Annotated in this window: 20 protein-coding genes; 11 read left to right on the forward strand and 9 right to left on the reverse strand. The window is 33.3% G+C overall.

Features of this window, described 5'->3' with window-relative positions:
- The 7 genes from hppD (at position 1) to C1S72_RS09080 (ending at position 9,241) form a co-directional block, all read left to right on the forward strand.
- Positions 1 to 1,161: a 4-hydroxyphenylpyruvate dioxygenase gene (hppD, locus tag C1S72_RS09050; protein WP_104735285.1), complete on the forward strand. Its 1,161-nt coding sequence runs from the start codon at positions 1 to 3 to the stop codon at positions 1,159 to 1,161.
- 143 nt (positions 1,162 to 1,304) lie between these two features.
- Positions 1,305 to 2,087, forward strand: a complete 783-nt coding sequence (locus C1S72_RS09055; RefSeq protein WP_104735845.1) for a DUF3108 domain-containing protein — start codon at positions 1,305 to 1,307, stop codon at positions 2,085 to 2,087.
- 9 nt (positions 2,088 to 2,096) lie between these two features.
- Positions 2,097 to 3,014 carry a tryptophan 2,3-dioxygenase family protein gene (locus C1S72_RS09060; protein ID WP_104735286.1) on the forward strand — a complete coding sequence of 306 codons (918 nt, stop codon included), beginning with the start codon at positions 2,097 to 2,099 and terminating at the stop codon, positions 3,012 to 3,014.
- On the forward strand, positions 2,972 to 4,279 hold the full coding sequence (locus C1S72_RS09065) for a M23 family metallopeptidase (protein ID WP_104735287.1): 1,308 nt from the start codon (positions 2,972 to 2,974) through the stop codon (positions 4,277 to 4,279). Before C1S72_RS09060 ends, C1S72_RS09065 begins: the two co-directional genes overlap by 43 nt.
- Before the next feature lie 3 nt (positions 4,280 to 4,282).
- A complete protein-coding gene (gene pgi / locus C1S72_RS09070) occupies positions 4,283 to 5,926 on the forward strand; it encodes a glucose-6-phosphate isomerase (protein WP_104735288.1) in 1,644 nt (547 codons plus the stop codon).
- Between the two features lie 164 nt (positions 5,927 to 6,090).
- Positions 6,091 to 8,706 (forward strand): TonB-dependent receptor, encoded by a 2,616-nt coding sequence (locus tag C1S72_RS09075; protein WP_104735846.1) that lies wholly within the window; start codon positions 6,091 to 6,093, stop codon positions 8,704 to 8,706.
- Positions 8,707 to 8,800: 94 nt separating this feature from the next.
- Entirely contained in the window at positions 8,801 to 9,241 is a 441-nt protein-coding gene (locus C1S72_RS09080; protein ID WP_104735289.1) for a hypothetical protein, read from the forward strand.
- Between the two features lie 45 nt (positions 9,242 to 9,286).
- On the opposite strand, the gene C1S72_RS09085 is transcribed toward C1S72_RS09080, so the two are convergent.
- Positions 9,287 to 10,342, reverse strand: coding sequence for an endonuclease/exonuclease/phosphatase family protein (locus tag C1S72_RS09085; protein WP_104735290.1), 1,056 nt, complete (start codon positions 10,340 to 10,342; stop codon positions 9,287 to 9,289).
- A 139-nt stretch (positions 10,343 to 10,481) separates the two neighbouring features.
- On the opposite strand from C1S72_RS09085, the gene C1S72_RS09090 reads away from it, so the two are divergent.
- Positions 10,482 to 13,241, forward strand: a complete 2,760-nt coding sequence (locus tag C1S72_RS09090) for a carboxypeptidase-like regulatory domain-containing protein (RefSeq protein WP_104735291.1) — start codon at positions 10,482 to 10,484, stop codon at positions 13,239 to 13,241.
- 36 nt (positions 13,242 to 13,277) lie between these two features.
- Positions 13,278 to 14,675, forward strand: a complete 1,398-nt coding sequence (locus tag C1S72_RS09095) for a DUF5689 domain-containing protein (RefSeq protein ID WP_104735292.1) — start codon at positions 13,278 to 13,280, stop codon at positions 14,673 to 14,675.
- Between the two features lie 59 nt (positions 14,676 to 14,734).
- On the opposite strand, the gene C1S72_RS09100 is transcribed toward C1S72_RS09095, so the two are convergent.
- Positions 14,735 to 15,679 (reverse strand): endonuclease/exonuclease/phosphatase family protein, encoded by a 945-nt coding sequence (locus C1S72_RS09100; protein ID WP_104735293.1) that lies wholly within the window; start codon positions 15,677 to 15,679, stop codon positions 14,735 to 14,737.
- A 113-nt stretch (positions 15,680 to 15,792) separates the two neighbouring features.
- Between C1S72_RS09100 and hflX the strand changes: the two genes are divergently transcribed.
- Together hflX and C1S72_RS09110 are read left to right on the forward strand one after the other, a co-directional pair.
- Complete coding sequence (gene hflX, locus C1S72_RS09105; RefSeq protein ID WP_104735294.1) at positions 15,793 to 17,007, forward strand: GTPase HflX; 1,215 nt, start codon at positions 15,793 to 15,795, stop codon at positions 17,005 to 17,007.
- Between the two features lie 70 nt (positions 17,008 to 17,077).
- Positions 17,078 to 19,327: a transglycosylase domain-containing protein gene (locus C1S72_RS09110; protein ID WP_104735295.1), complete on the forward strand. Its 2,250-nt coding sequence runs from the start codon at positions 17,078 to 17,080 to the stop codon at positions 19,325 to 19,327.
- Positions 19,328 to 19,373: 46 nt separating this feature from the next.
- Here the strand turns inward: C1S72_RS09110 and C1S72_RS09115 are convergent, their stop codons facing one another.
- The 7 genes from C1S72_RS09115 to C1S72_RS09145 all read right to left on the reverse strand — a co-directional run bounded on the left by C1S72_RS09115 (position 19,374) and on the right by C1S72_RS09145 (position 24,974).
- Positions 19,374 to 20,309, reverse strand: a complete 936-nt coding sequence (locus C1S72_RS09115; RefSeq protein ID WP_104735296.1) for a DUF3078 domain-containing protein — start codon at positions 20,307 to 20,309, stop codon at positions 19,374 to 19,376.
- Positions 20,310 to 20,370: 61 nt separating this feature from the next.
- Positions 20,371 to 20,877 carry a DUF2480 family protein gene (locus tag C1S72_RS09120; protein ID WP_104735297.1) on the reverse strand — a complete coding sequence of 169 codons (507 nt, stop codon included), beginning with the start codon at positions 20,875 to 20,877 and terminating at the stop codon, positions 20,371 to 20,373.
- A 4-nt stretch (positions 20,878 to 20,881) separates the two neighbouring features.
- The gene (locus C1S72_RS09125) at positions 20,882 to 21,205 is read right to left on the reverse strand and encodes a DUF59 domain-containing protein (RefSeq protein ID WP_104735298.1); all 324 of its coding nucleotides are present in this window, start codon (positions 21,203 to 21,205) and stop codon (positions 20,882 to 20,884) included.
- A gap of 2 nt (positions 21,206 to 21,207) precedes the next feature.
- The gene (locus tag C1S72_RS09130; RefSeq protein WP_104735299.1) at positions 21,208 to 21,630 is read right to left on the reverse strand and encodes a SufE family protein; all 423 of its coding nucleotides are present in this window, start codon (positions 21,628 to 21,630) and stop codon (positions 21,208 to 21,210) included.
- A 31-nt stretch (positions 21,631 to 21,661) separates the two neighbouring features.
- A complete protein-coding gene (locus tag C1S72_RS09135) occupies positions 21,662 to 22,444 on the reverse strand; it encodes an META domain-containing protein (RefSeq protein ID WP_104735300.1) in 783 nt (260 codons plus the stop codon).
- An 81-nt stretch (positions 22,445 to 22,525) separates the two neighbouring features.
- Positions 22,526 to 23,593 (reverse strand): zinc metalloprotease, encoded by a 1,068-nt coding sequence (locus tag C1S72_RS09140; RefSeq protein ID WP_104735301.1) that lies wholly within the window; start codon positions 23,591 to 23,593, stop codon positions 22,526 to 22,528.
- A gap of 166 nt (positions 23,594 to 23,759) precedes the next feature.
- Positions 23,760 to 24,974: an aminotransferase class V-fold PLP-dependent enzyme gene (locus tag C1S72_RS09145; RefSeq protein ID WP_104735302.1), complete on the reverse strand. Its 1,215-nt coding sequence runs from the start codon at positions 24,972 to 24,974 to the stop codon at positions 23,760 to 23,762.
- Positions 24,975 to 24,977 lie beyond the last annotated feature (3 nt).

Raw genomic sequence — 24,977 nt, forward strand, 5'->3', positions numbered from 1 at the left:
ATGAGTAAAGAAATAAAATCCGTAGAGTACGGACTAGAAAAAATATTTGAAGGCGCAGAAGATTTTCTACCTTTATTGGGAACAGACTATGTGGAATTTTATGTTGGAAATGCCAAGCAAGCAGCCCATTTTTATAAAACGGCATTTGGTTTTCAGTCTTATGCATACAAAGGGTTAGAAACAGGTTCAAGAGAAGCCGTTAGTTATGTTTTAAAACAAGACAAAATCCGTTTGGTACTAACAACGCCATTATCAAGTAAATCACCAATTAATGATCATATTGTTAAGCATGGAGATGGTGTAAAAGTTGTCGCGCTTTGGGTAGAGGATGCTCGTAGTGCTTATGAGGAAACTACAAAACGTGGTGCTAAATCTTACATGGAGCCAACTGTGGAAAAAGATGATCACGGTGAAGTAGTACTTGCTGGTATATATACTTATGGCGAAACAGTCCATATGTTTGTTGAGCGTAAAAACTACAACGGGCAATTCATGCCTGGATTTGTAAAATGGGAATCTGATTATAATCCAAAACCAACAGGCTTAAAATATATTGACCATATGGTTGGCAATGTAGGTTGGGGTGAAATGAATACTTGGGTTAAATGGTATGAAGATGTTATGGGATTTGTAAACTTTTTATCATTTGATGACAAACAAATTCATACCGAATATTCAGCTTTAATGAGTAAGGTAATGAGTAATGGTAACGGTCGTATAAAGTTTCCTATCAACGAACCAGCTGAAGGCAAAAAGAAATCACAAATAGAAGAATATTTAGATTTTTATGAAGGTCCTGGTGTTCAACACATAGCTGTGGCGACTGATGATATTATTTCAACTGTCTCTGATCTGCGTTCTCGTGGTGTAGAGTTCTTATCAACACCACCTGAAGAATATTATAAAGCTGTTCCTGGAAGATTAGATGAATTTAGCCATGAACTTCGTGAGGATATTGAAACCTTAAAAGGACTAGGTATTATGATTGATGCTGATGAGGAAGGTTACTTGTTACAAATTTTCACAAAACCAGTTGAAGACAGACCAACATTGTTCTTTGAGATTATTCAGCGTATGGGAGCAAAAGGCTTTGGAGCAGGTAATTTTAAGGCTTTGTTTGAGTCCATAGAGCGCGAACAAGCATTGAGAGGGACTTTATAACAAATATTTAACTAAAATAAACTTAAAAACTCTATCAATCATGTCGATAGAGTTTTTTTGTTTTATACTTTTGGAATAGTAATTGTAATTAAAAGCTTAAACAATAATTTATGCTTGAAATTATGAGTGCAAATCAAAAACATATGAAAAAGAGCTTAATAGTAATCGTATTTATATTTTGTGCGCAATTATTGAATGCTCAAAATGAAAGTTCTTATGATGTTGGTGAATGGTTTCGTTTTGAAATGAGTTATAGCGGTTGGATGAAAGCAGGAGAAGCTACGCTCACAGTCAACGAAAGTTTTTATAAGAGTAAGCCAGTTTTTCATGTTGTAGGAAAAGGTTGGACAACAGGTGCTGTTAGTTGGTTTTTTAAAGTTGAAGATCGTTATGAAACATATATTGACAAGCGAACAAATATGCCTTACAAATTTATTCGAGATATAGATGAAGGCGGTCATACCAAAAACATTGAAATTGAATTTGATCAACAAAAAAACAAAGCCTATGTTCACAATATAAAACATAACAAAAAAGGAGTTTTTGATACCAAACCAAATATTCAGGATATGGTATCAACCTTTTATTATTTAAGAAACAACCTTCATGTTGAGAGCTTAAAAATAGGCGATGAAGTTTTTGTTAATATGTTTTTTGATGAGGAAAATTATGGCTTTAAATTAAAGTATTTAGGAGAAGAAATTATAAAAACTGAATTCGGAAAAGTGAACACCTTAAAGTTCAGGCCTTATGTTATGGCTGGGCGTGTTTTTAAAGAAGAAGAAAGTTTGACTCTTTGGGTTTCTAATGATAAAAATAAAATACCTTTACGTGTCAAAGCAGATTTGGCTGTAGGCTCATTGCGTGCAGATTTAGAAGCTTTCAAAGGGTTGAAGCACCCTTTTAAAATAGTTGTTGATAATTAATTTTTAAAAATGACCAAAGATATAACCAAGCAATTAAAAGAAAAATACGATAATTTAGGGCAAGATTTAGACACTCATTTAGAAGGTTTGCTTTACAGTAAACCTATTAATTATTGGGATTATATTCAAACAGATGCGCTTTTAGACTTGCAAACCCAACGCACTGTTTTACCAGATGAAATGGTTTTTATTATGTATCATCAAATAAACGAATTGTTATTTAAGATGATATTATGGGAAATCGAACAAGTTGCCAAAACACAAAAACTCACGGCAGATTTTTTTTCTACTAAACTGATGCGTATCAGTCGCTATTTTGATATGCTAACGTCTTCTTTCAATATTATGAGAGAAGGTATGGAAGTTGAGCAATATAATAAATTTAGACTCACTCTTACACCTGCAAGTGGCTTTCAAAGTGCACAATATCGTAAAATTGAGTTTTCTTCAACGGAACTTATTAATTTAATTGATAACCGTTTTAGAGAAACAATTGATAGAAATACTTCTTTTGAACATGCTTTTGAGCATTTATATTGGCAAGCTGCAGGAAAAGATTACAAAACTGGAAAGAAAAGCTATTTATTAACAGTTTTCGAAGAACGATACAAAGATGAATTTATTAGATTTGCGAAGTTCTATAACACAAACAACCTCTGGACAAAGTTTAAAGAACTTCCAGAGAATGTGAAAGAAAACAAAGTTTTAATTGATGCCATGAGACACTATGATCACACTGTAAATATCAAATGGGTTATGGCACACTATAATACAGCAAACCACTATTTAAATATAGGTGGAAAAACAGCTGAAGCAACAGGAGGAAGCGAATGGGTAAAATATATGCATCCAAAATATCAACGAAGAATATTTTTTCCAGACTTATGGACCAAACAAGAATTAGCAGATTGGGGAAAAAATGTATAACAGTTTTAGTTTTAGCTTTATCATTTTTTAGTTGTAAAAATGATAAGCCAGAACAGGAAGTCGTAGAAGAAGTGGCTGTCATTGAGCCTCAAGACATTTATGAGTTTGGGTTTAATCTAAACGATTATATAGTAAAGAGAGATACCATTAGAAAAGGCGATAGCTTTGGTATCATTATGGAACGTAACAAAATAGGTTATCCCAAAATTTTTCAAATAGCTGAAGGAGCTAAAGATAGTTTTGATATCAGAAAATTACAGATTGGTAAGCCTTATACCATACTTTGCTCAAAAGATACACTTCAGGAGCCTAAATGCTTTATTTATCAGCCTAATCGGGAAGAATATTATGTTGTCAATTTTAATGATTCCATACATGCCTATAAAAGCAGAAAGCCAATAAAATATGTAGAAAAAGAGATATCAGGCGTCATTACTAGTAATATATCTGAAACGTTGGATGAGAAGGGTATTAGTTTTATCCTAGCCTATAAAATGTCAGATATTTATGCTTGGACTATTGACTTTACAAGACTTCAAAAAGGCGATAATTTTAAGGTAATTTACACTGATAAATATATTGATGATAGTATTTATGCTGGAATTCATGAAATTAAAGCCGCTTACTTTGAGCATAAAAACGAACCCTTTTATGCTTTTGAGTTTGAAACAGATAGTATTAAAGGCTTAAGTGACTATTTCAATGAAGAAGCTAAAAATTTACGTCGTGCTTTTCTTAAAGCTCCAGTCGAGTACAAGCGCATTTCATCTAGATATAATTTAAGACGTCGTATAGCCTTATACGGAAACAGAATCAGGCCACATAAAGGAACTGACTTTTCCGCTAATGTGGGAACACCAATACGTGCTACCGCTAATGGGACAGTAACAAAATCTGCATATACAAGAGGAAATGGTAATTATGTCAAAATACGCCATAATAACACCTATGAAACTCAATATTTGCATATGAAAAAGCAGAATGTAAAAGTAGGTCAGTATGTCAAGCAAGGTGATGTGATTGGTTGGGTTGGTATGACAGGAAATACATCTGGCCCTCATGTGTGTTATCGTTTTTGGAAAAATGGTAAACAGGTAGATCCTTTTAAACAAAAACTTCCAGAAGCCGAGCCTATTTCCGATAGCTTAAGAGTGAGATACCTCGAATTTATTAAGCCGTTAAAAAAACAATTAGACGGCATTGGATTTGAAAATGAGATGGATATAGATTTACCTACAAGTTCAGAAATTACAGATTTGCAATAATTTATGCCACTACCTAAAATTAATCCAACTACAACAAAGGCTTGGAAAAAACTTCAAGAACATTTTAAAGAAATAGAGCATATTCATATGAAGGATTTGTTTGCAAAAGATCCAGAGCGTGCAAACAACTTCACCATTGATTGGCAAGATTTTTATGTAGATTATTCAAAGAATAGGATAACCGAAAAAACTAAAAATTTATTAATTGATTTAGCTGATGAGGTTCAACTTGGGCAAGCTATAAAGGACTATTTTTCAGGAGAGATAATAAATGAAACCGAACAAAGGGCTGTTTTACATACGGCTTTAAGATCTCCCGCTACTGAAAAAGTAATTGTTGATGGAATTAATGTTATTCCAGATGTTTATAATGTAAAAGAAAAAATCAAGCAATTCACAAATCAAATTATCAATGGCAAACTCAAAGGCTTTACAGGTAAGGTTTTTACAGATGTTGTCAATATAGGAATAGGAGGATCAGATTTGGGTCCTGCCATGGTGGTAGATTCTTTACAATTTTATAAAAATCATATAAACACACATTTTGTTAGTAATGTTGACGGTGATCATGTGAATGAAATTATCAAGAAACTAAATCCTGAAACAACACTTTTTGTAATAGTTTCAAAAACATTTACAACTCAAGAAACCCTGTCCAATGCTAATACCATTAGAGATTGGTTTTTGCAAACTGCTGATGAATTACACGTTTCAAAACATTTTGTGGCGGTTTCAACAAACATTAATAGCGTTCAAGAGTTTGGCATAGATTTAAACAATATTTTTCCAATGTGGGATTGGGTAGGTGGAAGATTCTCGTTATGGAGCGCTGTTGGCTTATCAATTAGTTTATCAGTGGGATATGACAACTTTGATAAACTATTATCAGGAGCACATAAAATGGATGAACATTTTAAAAAAGAATCTTTTAAAGACAACATTCCAGTAATCCTAGCATTATTAAGTGTATGGTATAACAACTTTTTTAAAGCAGAAAGCGAAGCTATAATTCCATACTCTCAATACCTCAATCAATTTGCAACCTATTTGCAACAAGGTATTATGGAAAGTAATGGGAAAAGTATAGATAGAAACGGAAAACCTGTTAATTATCAAACAGGAACTATTATATGGGGAGAACCTGGAACCAACTCGCAACATGCTTTTTTTCAGCTAATACATCAAGGAACAAAATTAATACCAGCTGATTTTATTGGTTTCGCTCAATCACTTCATGGAAATCAAGATCATCAAGACAAATTGATTTCTAATTTTGTTGCCCAAACCGAAGCTTTATTAAACGGTAAATCTCGTGAACAGGTTATTTCTGAATATAATTCTTCAAAAGGAATTACTGAAAGCGAACAAAATCAAATTCCTTTTAAAATTTTTCAGGGAAACAAGCCAACTAATACGATTTTCATTAAAAAACTAACGCCCGAAAGTTTAGGAAAACTCATTGCGCTGTATGAACATAAGATATTTGTTCAAGGTATTATTTGGAATATTTTCAGTTTTGACCAGTTTGGAGTAGAACTTGGTAAACAACTGGCAAAAAATATTCTTCATGATATAAAAAATAACATAAATGCAAATCATGATGCATCTACTGCCAATATTTTGAACTATTTTCAAAAAAACAACTAATTAATTGTTGAAAAACATGTTGATAGGTTTATTTGTTAATTACTTTTCAGACACGTTTTATTGTATAACTTCAAGCAACTAAAAATTCTTAACTATAACATAATGCATATATGTTATTAAAAAGTAATTTTGCCAAAAATTTAAAAACCAATCTTATTAATACAATGAAAAAAATTACAAGATTTTTATTTTTAGCAGTAGCGTTTATGTTTACTGGTTTAGCATTGGCACAAAGTACTGTATCAGGTACTATTATGGATGCCGAAATGAACGCACCACTTCCAGGTGCCAACATCATTGAAAAAGGCACAACTAACGGTGTGTCTTCTGATTTTGATGGGAATTTTACAATTACTACAGAAGCTACTTCTGGTCAATTAGTAATCTCTTATGTTGGTTACAGCACTGTAACCGTATCATTTGATGGTAGCACAAATTTAGGAAACATTACTTTGGCAAGTGACAATACATTGGACGAGGTAGTTATTATTGGGTCTGGAGTTATTGATTTAGCTGAAACAAGAGAAACGCCTATTGCAGTTTCTACAATTAAGAAGGCTGAAATTCAAGAACGTGCTATTGGTAATGTTGAGGTTTCTGAAATAATTAAAAACACACCTTCTGTTTTCGTTTCGGGACAAACTGGTTTTGGTGATTCACAATTATTTTTACGTGGTTTTGACCAAACTAACATTGCAATTCTTTTAAATGGTCAGCCAGTGAATGGAATGGAAGATGGTCTTGTATATTGGTCCAACTGGGCAGGTATTGCTGATGTTGCCAATGGCGTTCAAGTACAGCGTGGTTTAGGAGCTTCAAAATTAGCAATATCATCTGTAGGTGGAACTATGAATTTGATTATGAAATCTACCGACAGAAAAAAAGGCGGATTCGCAAGATTCATGGGTGGTAATGACAGCTACTTTAAAGGAACTGTTTCTTATGATACAGGTTTAAGTGAGAAGGGATGGTCATTTTCTGTTTTATTGGATTACTGGAAAGCACATAGAAAATGGGCTCAAGGAACATTCGGTTCAGGTCAAACATACTTTATTTCAGCAGGATATAAACCAAATGAAAAGCACGCTTTCAACTTATTGTTGACAGGTGCACCACAACAACATGGTCAAAGATGGTCTCAAAGTTTAGAAACACTTGAAGAAACACCAAAGTTCAATCAACATTGGGGTTACACTTCTGGTTTAAACGGAAACCAATACACGGAAGAAATAGAATCTGAAAGAACAAATTATTATCACAAGCCAGTATTTAACTTTAACTGGGATTGGAATATTTCAGAAAAATCTGAATTGTCAACGGTTGCCTATGCATCTTGGGGACGCGGTGGTGGAACTGGAGATCGTGGAAGAGGTAGAATAAGAACAGCTGATGGTCAAATGGATTATTATGCTATTGAACAACAAGCAGCTGCTGATGACAACGGAATTGGTAATGAAGATGGCGAAAGAAACACTAGTTACATTAGAAGATCGTCTGTAAATAATCATGCATGGTATGGGTTGGTAACCAACTTCAATCATGAAATAAATGAAAACTTAAATTTCAATTTAGGTGCTGATTTACGTTTTTATAGAGGTGATCACTTCAGACAAGTAACTGACTTTTACGGCTTAAATGGTTGGGCTAATGATAGACCAGATGATGCTGTCGTAACTGACTCATTTGATGCTACGCCTTGGGCGGCACTATTTAATTTTGCCGATGAAGGTCAACGTATAGATTATGATTATTCTGAAAACATAAATTATCAAGGTGTTTTTGGACAAATTGAATATGCAAATGATGATTTTTCTGTTTTCTTTCAAGGAGCTCTTTCTAATCAGTCATATCAGAGAGATGGCCGTTTTGATGGAGATGGTGGTTTAGGTAAGTCTGATAAATTAAGTAAAATAGGATATAACTTAAAAGGTGGTGTTTCTTATGCGATTGCACCTTCTAGTAGATTGTATTTCAATACAGGGTTTTATTCAAGACAACCATTTTTAGATAATATTTTTAAAGATATTAGAAGCTCAAATGAAATATTTGACAATCCAGAGGTTGACAATGAGGAAATTACGAGCTTTGAATTGGGTTATAAATTTCAAGTTAATCGATTTAGAGCAAACTTTAATTTCTACTATACAGATTGGTCTAATCGCGTGATTTCAAGTACAGATATCGATCAGAATAATACCCCAAATGATGATTCTGATGATATTGAATTAAATATTTTTGATAGAGGAGTAACGCAAATACACAAGGGTGTAGAATTAGATATGCAATATAATGTTACTGATGCTATAAGTTTAACTGGATATATTTCAGGTGGTAGTTGGGAGTATGATGGAACTTCTAATGTTGCTGTTTATAATGACCAAACAGGCGATTTGATTTCTGAAACACCTGGTATTAATAGAGATGGTGTAAAAGTGCCAAACGCACCTCAATTCACAACTGGTTTTGGTGCTCGTGCAAGGGTGATAGACGGTTTAACTGTTTATGGTAACATCAATTACTACGCAAGACTCTGGATAAATGATAGTTTGGCATTAGATGGAAGCGAAGCTGTTCAAACTCAAAATGTAGGAACGCTTTCTCCTTACTCTTTGACTGATTTAGGGCTAACTTATAACTTTGAACTAGGTGGTCAACGTTTAACATTAAACGGTAACGTATATAATGTGTTTGATGAAGTTAGAATTCAGCAAACAGATAGATTCGGATATTTCAATACAAATGGAATGACATTTAATGCTTCAATTAAATATAATTTCTAAAACTAACTAGAGTTTAAAAAAACCTCTTCCAAATGAAGAGGTTTTTTTATGCACTTTTATTAGTACATTTGTTTAAATTTAAAACAACAATCTCATGTATAATACCATTAAATTACTTCATTCTTATTGGGCTTACCTAGTCTTATTTATGTTGATAATTGCAGTTATAAATGCCTTAATAAAAAGATTAGGTGATAAAGAATATGGTGCAAAGGATTTTAGGATTGCACTTTTCACTTTAATAGTTTCACATATTCAATTACTGTTGGGATTAATATTATATTTTGTTTCTCCTAGATTTAGTCTGTTTAGTGAATCTGGTATGGGTGAGATAATGAAAAACGCTGTTGATAGACTCTACTTAGTAGAGCATCCTATAGTAAATATTTTAGCCATAGTTCTCATTACTGTTGGTTATTCAATGCATAAAAAGAAACTCATTTCAAAAGCTAAATTCAATACTATTACTGTTTTTTATGTAATAGCACTTGTGTTATTCTTATCTAGAATTCCATGGAATACTTGGATGGCATAAAAAAAGGCGACTAAAACAAGTCGCCTTTTTTTATTTATAATTTTTTCATTCAATTACTTCTTTAATCAAGAAAATATATGATGGGAAGTGGTCACTGAATCCATCGGTAAAGCCACCGTTTGAAAAACTCCGTTTAGGATATCCTTTCCACCTTCCACGTTTACTTACTAAATAATTTTTATTATAGATATTTGCCTGATAAAATTGAAAAGAAGAATAGTCTTTTTCAAGGAAAGGCTGTGTTATAATAATTTGGTCAAATAAACTCCATGCATCACGATAGGCATTAGAACCTAATCCAGCCTTAAATAAATTTTCATACGGATTGTAAATTTCTTTAAAACCAACATCTTCTCTATCGTTTTTAGTTTTTAAAACCTCTTTCATACTGGCATTTGTAGGGTCATCGTTAAAATCGCCCATGGAAATTATTTTAGCATAAGGGTCTAAAGTTTGTAACGAATCAATAATTTTCTTGTTTAGTTTAGCGGCAGCAACACGTTTTGGTCTGCTTCTTGCTTCACCACCACTTCGAGAAGGCCAGTGGTTTACAATAATATGAATCATTTCACCATCTAATTTCCCACTAACTAGTAGTTGGTCTCTAGTATAAACTCGTTTTTGAGATTGATCATCAAAAAGTAAGAGTTCATGTGAGCTTGTAAATAAAGGCGTGAATAATTTTTTTTGATATAGCAAGGCAACATCAATGCCACGTCTATCAGGAGATTCGTAATGAACAATCCCATAGTCCATGTTTACCAAGGCTGGGTCATTTATCACATCTTCAATAACATCTCTATTTTCAACCTCTGAAATTCCTATAATAGCAGGAGAATTTTTAGCTGTATCAGTTCCTATATCAGCCAATACTCGAGCCATATTCCGAACTTTTTTCTTGTAAATTTCACTTACATCAATTTTCATCTCCATGATTGGGCTTGCCTCATCATTTTTGGTTGGGTCATTGATAGTGTCAAATAGGTTTTCTAAATTATAAAAAGCAACAGTATGGATTTTAAATTTTTTAGCTTCTTGAGAATTGGCAGTTAGAGCAACACATACAAGTAGTGTTGTAAACCAAAATTTTATATTTTTCATTAAATTAGAATGTTACGTTTTTGTTATGGTATTACAAATCTTACGCCAAAAGTAGATATTTATTAGAAAAAATGTAAATTTGCAGGCTTAATTAATCAAAAATTAATGCAAAATCTATTTTTTAACTATAATTTCTAACATGAAAAAAAGTTTAATTGTTTTTTTATTTGTAATTTTTTCAGCATTTACTATACATGCGCAACAAACTATTGTAACTGGTAGTGTAACAGAATCAATTTCACAAGAACCCATTGCAGATGTTACGGTTGTTATTGAAGGAACGGATTTAATTACTCAAACAGATGAATTAGGAGCTTTTGAATTTACTTCAAATCTACCTTTGGGAGAACAAATATTAAGAATTTCTAAAGATGGTTATTCTTTTAAAAGATTTCCTATAGTAATTAATGAAGGTCAAACGGTAAATATCCAAGACATGGCCTTATTAAAAGATTCAGCAGCCGATTTATTTACTATTAGTTTATCTGACGATGAATTAAATGATGATGGTGCAGGATTAGATAATATTTCTGGTTTATTGCAGTCATCTCAAGATGTCTTTCAACGTACAGCTGCATTTGAATTTAGTTCATCATTTTTTAGAGTAAGAGGTTTAGACTCTGAAAATGGTTCAGTACTAATAAATGGTATTGAGATGAATAAAATGTTTGATGGTAGACCACAATGGAGTGATTGGGGAGGATTGAATGATGTATTAAGAAACCAAGAATTAACCACTGGTTTACAACCATCAAGCTATAATTTTGGTGGAATATTAGGAACTACTAATATGAATGTTCGTGCGTCACAGTATAGAGAAGGTGGTAGAATTACTTACTCTTCCTCTAATAGAAGTTATAGAAATAGAATTATGGCCAGTTACTCTTCAGGATTATTAGAAGGTGGTTGGGCTTACACTATAATGGCTGGCAGACGTTGGGGAGATGAAGGTTATCAAGATGGTACGTTATACGATGCTAACTCATTTTTTGCTTCAGTTGAAAAGAAATTGGGAGAAAAACACAGTTTAAATTTCACATCAATTTACACGCCAAACCGTAGAGGAAAATCTTCACCAAATACACAAGAGGTTTATGACCTAAAAGATATAAGGTATAATGAATATTGGGGTTGGTTAGATGGTGAAAAGCGTAATTCCAGAATAAAGGAAGTTGTTGAACCTATTTTAATGTTAAACCATTATTGGGACATAAGTAGTAAAACGAGTTTAAACACCAATGTTGGATATCAGTTTGGTAAAATAGGTAATAGTCGTTTAGACTTTGCTGGTGGAGCTAACCCAAGTCCTGCTTACTATCAAGATTTACCTAGTTATTTCTTGGCCGATGATGATGGTCCAGATTATGAAGGCGCTTATTTGGCTGAACAAGAGTTTATTAATGATGGACAGATAGATTGGGAGCGTATTTTGGACGCAAACGTCACAAATAATGCGGCCGGATTACCTGGTGCCTATGTGTTATATGAAGATAGAACTGATGATACTCAATTAACATTAAATTCTATTTTAAACACAGAAATAAATGAAAATATTCTAATTAATGCAGCCTTTACTTATAAAGATTTTAAATCTGAAAACTTCGGAAATATCATTGATTTATTGGGTTCTACAGGTTACTTGAATGTAGATAACTTTGATGGTTTTCAATTTGATGCAAGAAACCCAGACAGAATTGTAGGTGAAGGTGATAAGTTTCGTTACAATTATGAGATTGATGCTTCTGTAATATCAGGTTATGCACAAGCACAGTTTAAATACAGTAAAGTAGATTTTTATGCATCTGCTAGCTTAACTAGTACATCCTATCAAAGAAATGGTTTATGGGAACATTCAGCTTTCGCAAATTCATATGGTAAAGGTGAAAAATTGACATTTACTGGAGTTGGAGCAAAAGGTGGATTTACCTATAAGATTACTGGAAAGCACTTAATTGATGTAAATGGAGGTTATTTAACTAAAGCACCTACATTAAGAAATAGCTATTCTAACGTTAGAGAAAACAATGATGTCGTATCAAATATTACCGAAGAAAAGATCGCTTCTGTTGATGTTAGTTATATTTACCGTTCTCCAATTGTAAAAGCCAAATTAACAGGTTATTACACCAAAATTCAAGATGCCAATGAAATAGCATTTTATTTTGCTGATGGTTTAGCAAATATTAATACGGTAGGAAATGAATCGGTTTCAATTAACCAAACAACTGCATTTGTTCAAGAAGTATTGCAAGGTGTTGATAAAAAACATATTGGAGCAGAATTGGGTCTAGAAGCCCAAGTGACACCAACTATTAAATTAAAAGGTGTAGCTTCTATTGGTCAATATACATATGATAACAATCCAGATTTATATTTAACGTCTTCTATATTTGGTAGAACAAATACCTATACGGCAAATATTAAAGATTATAAGGTTTCTGGTGGGCCACAAAAAGCCTATTCAGTTGGATTTGAATATCGTGACCCAGATTATTGGTGGTTTGGTGCTACAGCCAATTTCTTTGACAACGCTTATGTAGATATTAGTCCGTTGACACGTACTGAAAACTTTTATTTAGATAGAGATGGATTGCCAATTAATAATTACGATCCAGAAATAGCTAGAGACTTACTAAAACAAGAAGATTTTGGTGATTATATGGTAGTAAATTTAACAGGTGGAAAATCTTGGAAAATTGGAGATTATTATGTGGGATTATTTGCAAGTATTAATAACTTGCTAGATGAAATCTACAAAACAGGTGGATTTGAGCAAGGTAGAAATGCCAATTACAACGAATTATTGGCTGATAATTCTAATCCTAAACGTGTATTTGGACCAAAATATTGGTATGGTCGTGGTACAACTTATTTTTTAAATGTTAACTTTAGATTCTAAAAACGAAAAAGAAAAATTAATTAAAATAGTATTACAATGAAAACAAATAGATTTTTTACAATAGTACTTGGTTTAATAGCAACAATAGCTATTACCTCATGTGTACAAGATGACGATTACACAGTTCCTGAAAGTCTTGGAGATGAAGAAAACATAGGATTAAATAACCTAATTGCAAATTCAACAGCTATCACGGTTTCTGAAGCAAAATCTTATTTTGTTCCAGGAGAGGTAACAGCAATAACGACTAATGTTTATGTTAAAGGTTACGTGTCTTCTTCGGATAGAACAGGTAATTTTTACAAGGAGTTTTTTATTCAAGATAGTCCATCAAACCCAACAGCAGCAATTAAAGTTGTATTAAATCAAGTAGACTCTTATAATCAATTTAACTTTGGTAGAGAAGTTTACATTAATTTGAATGGTTTAGTTATTGGTGAAGTTAGAGGTGGAGACGATGTAATTGCAATTGGAGGAACTGGAAATAGTGATGGAGAAGTTGAACAAATTACAGGAAACAGAGTACCTTCAAAAATTTTCAGATCTCAAGTAACCGAAACTATGGAGCCATTAGTTGTTACCTTTTCACAAGTTAACGATTCTCATATTGGTATGTATGTTATGGTTGAAAATGCACAATTCCCAGACAGTTTAGAAGGGGAGTTTTATGTTGACCCATTTGATGATTTTGATACGTCTAGAACAATACAAAGTTGTGATGGGTTTGGTTATTCATCATTTCCATTAGAAACAAGCTCTTTTGCAGATTTCGCACAATTACCATTACCAACAAGTGGTGGTGGAACTATTGCAGGTGTTATTACCAAAACGTTTAACGGTAGTAATTTAGTAATGGCATTAAATACAACAGACGATGTTAAATTTGATCAAGCTAAATGTGAGCCATTAGATATCGATGAATTTGATATTATTTTTGAAGAAGATTTTGTTGGAGGACTAAATGGTTGGGATGTTATTACTACCGAAGGAACTAGAGAATGGTATGCTACATCTTTTGGTGGTGTATCTTATATTAGAGGTTCAGCTTATAATGGTAGTTCTGGAGAACCAATGATTAGTTGGTTAATCTCTCCATCTTTTGATTTTGATGCTCAAGAAGATGAGCAGATGATATTAGAGATAGCTGATGCATTTAGTGATGCAGGGGAAGAGCCTTTAAAAGCATACTTTTCTAATGATTATGTTGCAGGAGCAGATCCAACTACTGCAACATGGACTGAAATAGGCCAGACTGAAATAGAGGCATTACCAATAAATGGTGGTTTTTTCGATAATGAGTACGATGTAACAGGTCTTATTGACCTTTCAGAAGCAAGTGGTAATGGATTTATTGCTTTTGTTTATGACAGTAATGGTGGGGCAATATCTTCAACTAGAGATTTAAGTAATGTTAAAATTTTGGCACCTCAATAATTTAGGAGCTGATAAAGATTAATAATTGAAAAGCCTGCATTTCGCAGGCTTTTTTATTTCTAATTCTCTTCCAATATAATATAAACAGGAAAGTGGTCACTGTAGCCACCCTTATACTTTTTACCAACATACGTTCTAAAAGGAGCACCTTTAAAAGGACCACGATATTGTTTTAAAAAATCTTCATCAAATAGAGCAGCAATACTAAAAGAGAGACGGTTAGGTGTTGTTTCAAAGAAATTGGTGCTAAATAAAATTTGATCAAATAAATTCCATTCATCAAAATGGCGTGTGGTTCCTGAATCATCTGATAATAACGTTGCCATAGGGTTATATAAATCATTTGATTGCATAAGACGTTTTATACTATTACTAAAAGGATCGTCATTAAAATCACCCATTACAATAATTTTAGCATTTTGGTCTTCAGTTTTAATTTGCTGTATAATTTCACCTACTTTTTCGGCCGCTAACAACCGTTTTGGTTCAGTTATTAATTCGCCATCGTGTCTAGAAGGCCAATGATTTACCATTATATGAACATGTTCTGCATTCAAAATACCTCTTACTAACAATATGTCACGCGTATAGTCAATACTGCCATCATCATCGTAAATATGTACAGGAAAAACTTCCGATACTTCAACTTCAAAAACCGATGTATCATAAATCAGCGCCACATCAATTCCACGTTCATCAGGCGAATCAAAGTGAACATAATCATATGGCTTATTTGCTAAATGCTCTGAATTTAATAAATCGTCAAGTACCAAGTTGTTTTCAACTTCGGCCAAACCAATTAATGCTGGTGGATTCCCTGTTTCTTCCTTACCAATATTAGAAATAGCAAAGCCTAGTTTCCGCAGTTTGTTTTGGTAGCGTTTAGGTGTCCAACGCTTAACCGAATCAGGCAAAAAATCATTGTCATTAGTTAACACATCGTCATAAGTGTCAAATAAATTTTCTAGGTTATAAAAGGCAACTGTAAACAATGATTTTGTCATGCTATAATTTTCAATGCAATCAGTGATTAAGATGCTAATTTAATCATAAGAATACAGTAAATTAGAATACATTACATATTATCATTGTAACTTTGTATTATATTTTGACGATTATGATAGAAAAGAAAGACATAGAATTAGAACGCGCTGTTTTAATTGGAATAGTAACAAAAAACCAAGATGAAGATAAATCTAAAGAATATTTAGATGAGTTGGAATTCTTAACATACACGGCTGGAGGTGAAGTTTTAAAACGCTTTACACAGAAAATGGACATGCCTAATCCTAAAACATTTATTGGAACTGGTAAGATGCAGGAAGTTCAGGCTTTTATCGAAGAGTATGATATTGGAACTGCTATCTTTGATGATGAACTGTCTCCAGCACAAGAACGGAACATTAGCAAAATACTCAATTGTAAAGTGCTAGATAGAACCAATTTAATCTTGGATATTTTTGCTCAACGAGCTCAAACCAGTTATGCCAGAACGCAGGTTGAATTGGCACAATGTGAATATTTATTACCACGTTTAAAAGGTATGTGGACTCACCTTGAAAGACAAAAAGGTGGGATTGGAATGCGTGGTCCAGGTGAAACAGAAATTGAAACAGATAGACGTATTGTACGCGACAAAATATCCTTACTCAAAGCTAAAATTAAAACCATAGACAAGCAAATGGCTGTGCAACGTGGTAATCGTGGTAAAATGGTTCGTGTAGCTTTAGTTGGCTATACAAACGTTGGGAAATCTACGCTAATGAATACCATAAGTAAAAGTGAGGTTTTTGCTGAAAATAAATTGTTTGCAACTTTAGATACTACAGTCAGAAAAGTGGTTATTCAAAACCTACCGTTTTTGTTAACTGATACGGTTGGGTTTATTCGTAAGCTACCAACGCAATTGGTGGAAAGTTTTAAAAGTACATTAGATGAGGTGCGTGAAGCCGATTTACTATTACATGTCGTTGATATTTCACATCCTAATTTTGAAGAACACATTGAATCAGTAAATAAAATATTAGGTGAAATAGATAGTGCAGACAAACCAACCATTATGGTGTTTAACAAAATTGATGCTTATGAAGCTGAACCTTTTGATGACACCGATTTGGTAACCGAACGTACTAAAGCTAACTATAGCTTACAAGAATGGAAAAAAACATGGATGAATCGCATTGGAAATAACGCTTTGTTCATTTCGGCTTTGAATAAGCAAAACCTAGAAGATTTTAAAAAGCGTGTTTATGATGAGGTTCGCGAAATTCATGTCACCCGTTTTCCTTACAATCACTTTTTGTACCCTGACTACAACTATGAGGAAGAATAGTAATTATTAACATTCAGTTAACTGGCAACTTTCTAATAAATCAAGTAATCTGTCGTTTGTTAAAATAAACATGGAAAAACTACGCGCATTATTTAAGAAAAAATGGGTAAAGTGGCCAATGATACTATTGGTTTCTGCTGTTCTTTTTCTTACGCTATTGTATGGCTTGACTTATTTGGGCTTATTCGGGAAACTACCAACACAGCAGGATTTAAGTACTTTAAAACAAGCTGAAGCAACTCAAGTTTTGGATAGTAATCAAAAACTTATAGGGAAATACTATATTTATGACAGACAGCCATTGCTATATAAAGATTTTCCACAACACTTAATAGACGCTTTAATTGCGACGGAAGACGTACGTTTTTATGAGCACAACGGTGTAGATAATAGAAGTTTATTACGCGTTTTTTTTAAAAACATCCTACTTCACGATGAATCTGCTGGAGGCGGAAGTACTATTACCTTGCAACTAGCAAAAAACCTTTTTGGCAGACAAGATTATTTAGCTTTCGGGATACTTATTAATAAGTTTAAAGAGTCTATAACAGCCAAACGTATAGAATCTATTTACTCTAAAGAAGATATTTTAACGCTTTATTTAAACACCGTTCCATTTCCAGATAATACATATGGTATTGAAAGTGCTGCACAAAAGTTTTTTAATAAACCTGCTAACAAATTAAGTTTATCTGAAGCAGCTACACTTGTTGGGACTTTAAAAGCCAACAATTATTACAATCCTAGAATTTCCAAAACTCGTAGTGAATTGCGACGCAATGTGGTTGTTAATCAAATGTTGAAGTATGACTTTATTGACCAAGAACAAGCCGAAGCCATAAAACAAGATTCACTGGTTTTAGACTACCACTCTTTTAATCACGATATGGGATTAGCACCATATTTTAGAGCACAGGTTAAAAAGGAACTTATTGAAAAATTAAAAACTATTAAAAAACCAAACGGTGAGCCTTATGATATTTACCGAGATGGCTTAATAGTACATACGACTCTTGATGCTACCATGCAATTGTATGCAGAAGAAGCTATGAACGATCATCTTACCAAGTTGCAAAATGAATATGAAAAGTCTTATGGAACTCGTGCACCTTGGAGACCTGAATCAGCTATATTTAAAAAATCACTTCAGGACTTGCCTATTTACAAACGTCTAGAAGAATCTGGTTTATCAGAAGACGCCATTCAAGATAGTTTATCAAAACCTAGAGATATTGAAGCCTTTTCTTGGAATGATACCAAAACTGAACAACTTTCAGTAAAAGATAGTTTATCACATTATTTAAAGTTTTTAAATACTGGGATGCTTTCAATTGATCCCTCAACTGGAGCTATTAAAACGTATATAGGCGGTATTGACTATCGTTTTTTTAAGTATGATCATGTTTCACAAAGTGAACGTCAGGTAGGCTCTACTTTCAAACCCATTGTATATACTACAGCTATTGAACAAGGGATGAAACCATGCTCTTATTATGACGTAAAGGCCATAACATACACCAATTATGATAATTGGACACCAACCAATTCTGGTCAAGAAGAAGATGAAAATATCAAGTATAATCTTGAAAAGGCCTTAAGTCATTCTATAAACACGATTGCTGTAAAAGTTTTAAATGATGTGGGCATTTCAGCCACAATTGAACAAGCCCAAAAAATGGGTATCGTTAAGGATTTACCTCAAGAACCTGCTTTAGCTCTAGGTGTTGCCGAAATTAATTTGAAAACATTAACAGGTGCATATGCCAGTTATGTGAATAAAAGTAAGGCTGTAAAACCTTATACTATTACTAAAATAACCGATAAAGCGGGAATCGTAATAGCAGAATTTGAACCTCAAGTTTCTAAAGAAGAAGCTTATAGTGATTACACACGTCAAGTGTTGTTAGAAATGATGAAATCAACCATAAATCAAGGAACAGCATCCAGATTAAGGACTACATATAGACTCAATAACGCTATAGCTGGGAAAACGGGAACCACACAAGATAATAAGGATGGTTGGTTTGTAGGTCTAACACCAAAACTAGTAACCGTAACTTGGGTAGGAAACGACAATTACAATATTGGCTTTAAAACTACAGGTTTAGGCCAAGGGGCTAATTCGGCTTTACCACTATTTGCTAAATTCTACCAGAAACTTAACAACGACTCTAAATTCAAACAAATAACTCAAAGTCAGTTTGAAAAACCAAGCGCAGAAGTTTTAAATGATTTAGATTGTAAGTTAGAAAAGGAGGATAACTTTTTTCAGCGATTGTTTAAAAGCAAAAAGAAGAAAAAAGAATTTAAAGGGAATTAAAAAAGCGACCTAATTGGTCGCTTTTTATAATAAATAGTATCGTGTGTTAGAATGAATAACTCAAACCAAACGTTGTATAAACTTGTAAGTCATTATCTACATTATCAAAAGTAGGCTCTGGTTGAGTACCCATTGGATCCCAGTTTCCATAAGCAAAATTAACAGCTTCTTGCTTGTTATCTCTTAATCCTACTTCAAACCCAAGACCTAAACTTTTCCATACTTTATAGCTCAACGAGTTTATCCATGTCCAGTTTGATAGGTTTGAATCTTCATAGCTCATGAATGCTGATAAGTTAGAGTTGAAAGTCAAGCCTCCAAATTCTTTCTTATAGTTGGCTACTACTTTAGCACCGAAAGATGACTCAAAAATAGCATCATTATCAGCAAAAACAAAGTTGTAGTTCAATGGGTGTACCACAACAATTAAGTTGTCAATTGGAGTCCATGTAATACCAATACCAACATCTAAATATCCTGGATCATTAAAATTGTTAATTAATGTGGTGCGATATTCTGCAAGCGTAGAAGCTGCGAGTGATTTGGTTAATTTGTAACCGTAAAGTGACGTTACACTAAACACATCATTAGCTTCTCTAAAGCTATCATCATCAGTTGGGTCATCTTTATCATCAAATTTCACCCAACTCAAGTTTATATTGGCTGTATTATACCAAAAATATTTTTCACGATCCAATTTGGCAAATGGGTTAGCCGTTATTGTAATATTACCTGATGAGTTATTTGGCGTACCTTGTCCGTACCAATTATTAAATTGAGAAAAACTTGCTCCAATAGTACCGAAAGCTCCAAATTTCCAACCTGGAAATTCATCTATCTGCTTTTGTAAATCATCAATTCTACTTTGAATAGCATCAACTGAATCTTGTTTTTGAGATTTCTCTTCTTTTAGCTCGTCAATAGTTTGCGAAAATGAAGCTGTCGCAAGCAGCATGAAACCTAGTGTAAAGATTTTTTTCATAAGAATAAAAATGGATTAATTATAGCGTTTCTATAATTAGATTAATAACAAAGCAAAAATACTACTTTCTTTTAAATAATGGAACATTTGAACAAGCTTCACCAAACATTATAGATTTTGCTACTGGTTTTAACTTGCTTGAAATCATGCTGTAAGCATTCAAAGGGACGGGCTTTTTAGAACAGCCTTTTATAATTATGGGTTTGTCCTCTAGGTCAGAGACATCTAAATTATCTATAATATCTTGGTAAATTACCGTTTCCAAAGCCTCTAAATTTCCTACAACAGTTAATTTAGAAAAGGGTTGAAGTTCAACGGATATTAACATATAAGCCCAAGCAGGAATAATAGCATCAGTAGAGCAGTTAACAGCAACGTATTTGTTTTGGTATTGAGACCAGTTATGACTCAATACGTGCGCTCTAAATTCTTTTTCACGAAGTACAATGCCTTCATAAAGCCAGTTTGAAATATCTAATAAGACCCGTTCGCCTGTTGGATAATAATCCTCCAAGTCGAATGTAACTAATTTACTGTTCGCTACGCGATTTACAATATCATCTGCCATAGCTTTAGAGCATGCCTAGTTCTAGTTTTGCCTCTTCACTCATTAAGTCTTGACTCCAAGGTGGGTCAAAAGTAATTTCTACTTCTGTAGAATTCACAGCATCTAAAGATTTTACTTTTTCTTCAACTTCTAATGGCAATGTTTCGGCCACAGGGCAATTAGGTGTTGTCAATGTCATGAGGATTTTTACATCATAATCTTCATTTACAAATACATCGTAAATAAGGCCTAATTCATAAATATCTACAGGGATTTCAGGATCATAAATGCTTTTTAAAACCTTAACAATTTTTTCACCTAGTTCGGTTGTATCTATAGTTTCGCTCATAATTATTGTAGTTGTGTTTGGTATGCTATGGCATACATTTTCAATTGCTTTATCATACTCACTAAACCATTAGCGCGAGTAGGGGATAAATGATCTTTTAATCCAATTTCATCTATGAAATCAGTATTGGCTTTAATGATGGCTTTTGGCGACTGATTTGAAAAAGCTCTAATAAGAATAGCAATGATTCCTTTAGTTATTATGGCATCACTATCTGCAGTAAAAATAATTTTCTCGTTTTTCATTTCAGCATGCACCCAAACTTTACTTTGGCATCCTTTTATGATGTTTTCTTCCGTTTTATATTGGTCATCAATAAGTGGTAATGTTTTACCTAAATCTATCATGTATTGGTAGCGCTCTTCCCAATCATCAAACATAGAAAACTCATCAATTATTTCGTTTTGAATATCTTCAATAGTCATTAACTCAAATTTTCTACAAAAATACAGATAACTATTGTTTCACTGCCTTTTTCTTCATAGATAAAACCTTATTCACGATATTTTCTATTGATTTTGGTGGATTCCCATGATCAAAAATAGGTGTTTTGTAGGTTTTCCCATTTAGCTCAATTTGTAATGTAGCAGCTGCTGCTGCATCATGATGACTTGATTTTGAAGGTGCTTCTAAATTTGATAATGAATCAAGGTCTAATTCATTAACCATTTTTTCTAATTCATTCCATAGAGTATCTGGGTATTCACTACTCTCACTAACATCAAGGTTATAATCATTTGAAAAATTAATATGTTCTTGATTAATCCAGATTTTTTCAAAAAAACCTCTAGTAGAAGCTTGATAGGTAATCATTAAATTGTTTTGTGTTTGAAAAGCCGTAATAACGTTAGTATCATCTTTTTTTAGGGTTATAGTCTCATCATCAATAAGAAAATTATTAGCATTGGTTAAGGCTTCCAGCATTTTGGATTCAACGGCATTTTTTTCTTCAGGACAAGACATTCTTGTTGCTGCAAGAGATCCAATTTTTATGTTGGAACCGTTTATTTCATAGGAGCCAGTAAACCTATTACAACCAGAATAACCAGATACCGTTTTTAAACTATCATTGAATATGATTGTTAATTCAGATGAAGCCTCGTTGGAGTCGTTAATAAGGCCAATTTTATAGTTGCCATTCGGAAAATTTTCTGAAATAGCAATTTCATTAATTTTTTTCTCTGAGTTTCCGCATGAAGCAATTGAAATAAAAACAGTTAAGATAAACGTGAATTTCATTTGTTATAATTTTAATATTATATATAATAATACAAAAAAGACGCCAAAGTTGGCGTCTTTTAAAAATTATAATGAATGTGCTTAGTTTGCCATGGCACTTCTAGGGCCATTTGAAGCAAAAATTGAGCGCATTCTTGTTTTTTGACCTTCAGAAAACATGTACATACAAGCATCGTTAGTATAATCCATATAGTTCATAGTCATATCATTTGAACGACAATTCCTCGTTGGATAGGAAGGGCAACCATAGTTTGGACCATCTGATGTAGGTGTGTCAGAAACAAAATCATCTCTATTACATCTACCATCTCCCCAAATATGACGTAAGTTTAAGTAGTGACCAACTTCATGAGTTGCTGTTCTTCCTTCATCAAAAGGAGCAGAAACATAACCTGTTGTTCCAAAATATTGAGGTGAAATCACAACACCATCAGTTGAGCTAGGTCCGCCAGGGAATTGAGCATATCCTAAAATCCCACCACCTATGTTACAAACCCAAATATTTAAATGAGTTTGCGGTGTTACTGGAGGATAAGCAGCTTTCATTGCATCATTGGTTCCCCAAGATGTTCTAGAATTAGAATGTCTGAAAACTCCTGCTAGCGAAAATGTTATTTCACTATCAGCAACTAATCCAGAAAATTCTGAAGGCACTTGATTTGCATCATTATTGGTAGCTCTAAAATCATCATTTAAAACGTTAATTTGTGAGTTAATTTGGGTACTACTAATGTTTTCATTCGAGTTACTGTAAATTACATGCACATAAACAGGGATGTCAATCACACCAAGGTTGTCTCCTGATCCGCCATCACCACCGTCGCCACCACCTGGGCCACCGCCATTTCCATTGCCATTTCCTCCTTTTTTACCAGCAATAAATTTTCTAGAATTAAATTCAATGTCAAACATATTTTGTTCTAATTCTGCATTTTCATTCAATAATCTATTTAGGTTGACCATTGAATAACAAGCTTTAGATTTACCGTCTGCAATTCTTGAAGCTTCATCAATATCTGCATCGGTATAGACATAAAAATCACTCATGTCAATTTTTGATTGGTCGTCGTTTGAAATGGTTTCCTGATCATCATTACATGATCCAAATAGTAGAGCTAGAGCAGCCATACCAAGAAGTGTTTTTTTCATAATTATGTAAAATTTGGTTTAAAATATTGCCGAATATATAATTAATTAAGAAAAAATTAACACAATAGATAAAAAAATATTAAATTTTTCGACGAAAAGCATTTTGCTTATAAAAACAAAAAAAACACCCATTGGGTGTTAGTATTTGATTGTCAAAAAGTTAAGTTTATGATAGCATCATTTTAGCTTTTTTCACGCCCTCGATTAATGTATCAACTTCTGATATGGTATTGTAAAAGGCAAAGGAAGCTCTAACAGTTCCAGGTATTTTAAAATAGTCCATGATGGGTTGCGCACAATGATGACCCGTTCTTACTGCAATCCCTAATTTATCCAGTATGGTGCCTACATCATAAGGATGAATACCTTCTAGATTAAAAGAGATGACAGAGGTTTTGTGCTTTGAAGTGCCGTAAATTTTTAAGCCTTCAATTTCAAGTAGTTTTTTTGTAGCGTAAACTAATAACTCATTTTCATAATTGGTTATGTTATCAAAACCAATTTGATTCATGTAATCTATAGCAGTTCCAAAGGCAATACCACCACAAATATTTGGTGTTCCTGCTTCAAACTTATGTGGTAAATCAGCATAAGTAGTTTTTTCAAAAGTTACTTCAGCAATCATTTCACCACCACCTTGATAAGGCGGTAATTTGTTTAGCCAAGCTTCTTTTCCATATAATATACCAACACCTGTTGGGCCACACATTTTGTGGGCTGAAGCTACGTAGAAGTCAGCATCCAAATCTTGAACATCTGGTTTTACGTGAGGGCATGCTTGTGCACCATCTACTAAAACAGCAGCACCAACCTGATGAGCCTTTTCAATGATATCCTCAATGGGATTTAAGGTTCCTAAAGCATTGGAAATATGGTTTACAAAAACTAATTTGGTATTTGAGGACAACAGCTTATCATATTCAGACATGACCAATTCACCGTATTCATTCATAGGAATGACTTTTAGAATGGCACCTGTGTGTTCAGAGAGCATTTGCCAAGGCACAATATTGCTATGATGTTCTAAAGCTGAAACAATAATTTCATCTCCCTTTTTTAATAATGACGAAAACCCATTGGCAACTAAATTAATACCATGAGTTGTCCCAGAGGTAAAAATAATTTCATGGGCTTTTTGGGCATTAAAATGTTTTTGTATGGTTTGTCTAGCTGTTTCGTATTTATCAGTGGCTTCTTGACTTAATGTATGGACGCCTCTATGAATATTAGCATTGTAGTTTGAATAATAATCTACAATACAATCAATGACTTGCTGCGGTGTTTGCGAGGTAGCTGCATTATCTAAATATACTAAAGGCTTACCATTTACTTCTCTTAAAAGTATGGGGAAGTCTTTGCGAATGTCTTCTATGTTAAGCATTGT

Origin of the sequence: Hanstruepera ponticola, from assembly GCF_002940745.1 — a bacterium.
Taxonomy (GTDB): domain Bacteria; phylum Bacteroidota; class Bacteroidia; order Flavobacteriales; family Flavobacteriaceae; genus Hanstruepera; species Hanstruepera ponticola.